Annotated in this window: 1 protein-coding gene; it reads left to right on the forward strand. The window is 43.2% G+C overall.

Annotated features, from left to right (window positions below; genetic code table 11):
* Positions 1-168 precede the first annotated feature (168 nt).
* Positions 169-2,295: a zinc metalloprotease HtpX gene (locus FJR06_RS01290; RefSeq protein ID WP_015078672.1), complete on the forward strand. Its 2,127-nt coding sequence runs from the start codon at positions 169-171 to the stop codon at positions 2,293-2,295.
* Positions 2,296-2,335: the final 40 nt, after the last annotated feature.

The following is a 2,335-nucleotide window of genomic DNA, read 5'->3' on the forward strand; positions in this document are numbered from 1 at the left end:
ATAGTTCTCCAAATGCTTCGCCCGTACAGTGGTCAGTGGTCAGTGGTCAGGAGGAAGAAAGAAGTTACCCAAAGTTACCCAATGACCAATCACCAATCACCAATGATCAGGGTATCTCAATAAGCGTGCTATTTGTCACCTAGAACAGATTGGAGTACCAAAGTTTGTATGCCTTCCCACGCTGAATCATGTTTAGAGGCTGGTTTAGCTGCTCTCAAGCAGGGGAATTACTACACAGCGATCGCTAACCTTCAACCACTAGCCAAAGATCAAAGTCAAGAAAGGATTTGTTTACAGGCGCAAGTTGGGTTAGTGATGTCCTATGCCCGCACGGGTGAAGTCTCTAAGGCGATCGCTCTGTGTCAAAATCTGATTGCTAATAGTAATCCCCAAGTTCAAGAGTGGGCAACACTTGCTCTTGAACACCTGCATAAACGCAAAAACCAGAAGAAAAAATCCCATAAAACCAGTAATGGACTTGTTTCTAGTTTAAATCCTGCCCAACCACAGCTACAAACAGCTTATACTGGTAATGATGGTAACAACACTATCAAACCGATTAGCGTTTATTGGCGCAATGCTAGACGCGCTAAAGTGTGGCAACCCCTAGGCAAGCCTAACATCATTCCCTCTCGACTACTTGCTCTGGGAACATTCATGGCATTGTTCTGGACTTGTCGAGAAGTGCTTAAATTAGTATTGGGTTTAATCAATCAAATTCTCTATCAACTGCCCTACTTAGAACCCATCCAGATTTTATATAGCGATCCTAGTTCCTTGATGTTGGGATTGTTGATCATCTTCATGGCATCGTCTCCTTGGTTGCTCGACTGGGTACTAACAAGATTTTCCGGTCAAGAAGAGTTAACCAAAGAGAAATTAAACTCCTACAGCCGGGAAACACCCAGAGTATTACAACGCGCTTGCCAACAGCGGCACGGGTCAACCCCTCAACTGAGAATCTTACCAATTTCCGCCCCGATGATTATCAGTTATGGCAACCTCCCCCGCACAGCGAGAATAACTGTTAGTCAAGGTTTATTAGAACAACTGGCAGATGACGAAATAGCTGCCATCTATGCTTTATCTTTAGGACAAATTGGGCGTTGGGATTTTGCGGTCATGTCCCTAGTTTTACTCGTGGCCATGCCATTTTATGGAATATATCAGCAAGTGTCAGTTTGGGGAAATCAACATGACAGTAAAATTTGGCGTTGGCCAGGTACAGTTTTAGCAGCCATCAACTATGCAATTTGGTGTCTGTTCACGGGTACGGCCTTACTTAATTGCCAATTGCGGCTTTACCATAGCGATCGCCTGGCCGCAGAAATCACCGGTAATCCTAATGGACTAATTCGCGCTTTACTGAAAATATCCATTGGTGTAGCCCATGATATCAGCCTCAAAGAACAAACCTGTTGGCAGTTAGAAAGCCTGAATCTCCTCTCGCCAGTTGCATACCAACACAGCATAATTTTAGGTAGCACCGCCGGTCATCTACCTTTTGAATCATTTTTAAAGTGGGAAAATTTTCATCCCTATCGGCAATGGTTTACAATTAATAGTTGTCATCCAACAATAGGCGATCGCATCGAACGCCTTTGTCAAATAGCCCGTCATTGGCATTTAGACACCGAATTATATCAAACAAAGCCATCACAACCCATTCTCATCAGGCCCCAATCCTTCTATTTACAAATTGCCCCTTGGTTGGGAATCCCCCTCGGTGTTGTATTTGCCTGTCTAACTTGGTTAATTTGGCAAACAGCATACACCTTACACTTGTTAAACCTCAAGTGGATCTATGATAATTGGTCTTTTGTCGGCGGTTGTATGTTGATTGGCTTTAGCATTGGCACAGTTATGCGGATAAATGCTTTATTTCCCGATATTACACCTGTCAATGTTCAAAAAGATGAAAACTTTACCAACCTCTTAGCAAATCCCGCTATTTTACCAATTGATAGCATTAGAGTTCGGTTTACTGGTAAGCTATTAGGCCGCCCTGGTATTGGCAATTGTTTAGCACAAGACCTAATCCTGCAATCTAGCCAAGGTTTAATTAAATTACATCATATTCCCTGGTTAGGAAAGTCATTCAATCCTCAAGACTTGATTGGCAGACAAATCACTGTTACAGGTTGGTTACGACGGGGGGCAACTCCTTGGATTGATATCCAAACTTTAGAAACTAAAGGTGGCAAAAAAATTAATAGCCCTCATCCTATCTGCTCCACTGTCATCGCAGTTGTTGCCCAAGCCTGGGGTGCTTATATTATGCTCACAGGTTCTTAGATATTAGTCAGTTGTCAGTAGGGGCGAAGCATTTGGAAGA

Origin of the sequence: Dolichospermum sp. UHCC 0352 (assembly GCF_009711925.1) — a bacterium.
Taxonomy (GTDB): domain Bacteria; phylum Cyanobacteriota; class Cyanobacteriia; order Cyanobacteriales; family Nostocaceae; genus Dolichospermum; species Dolichospermum lemmermannii.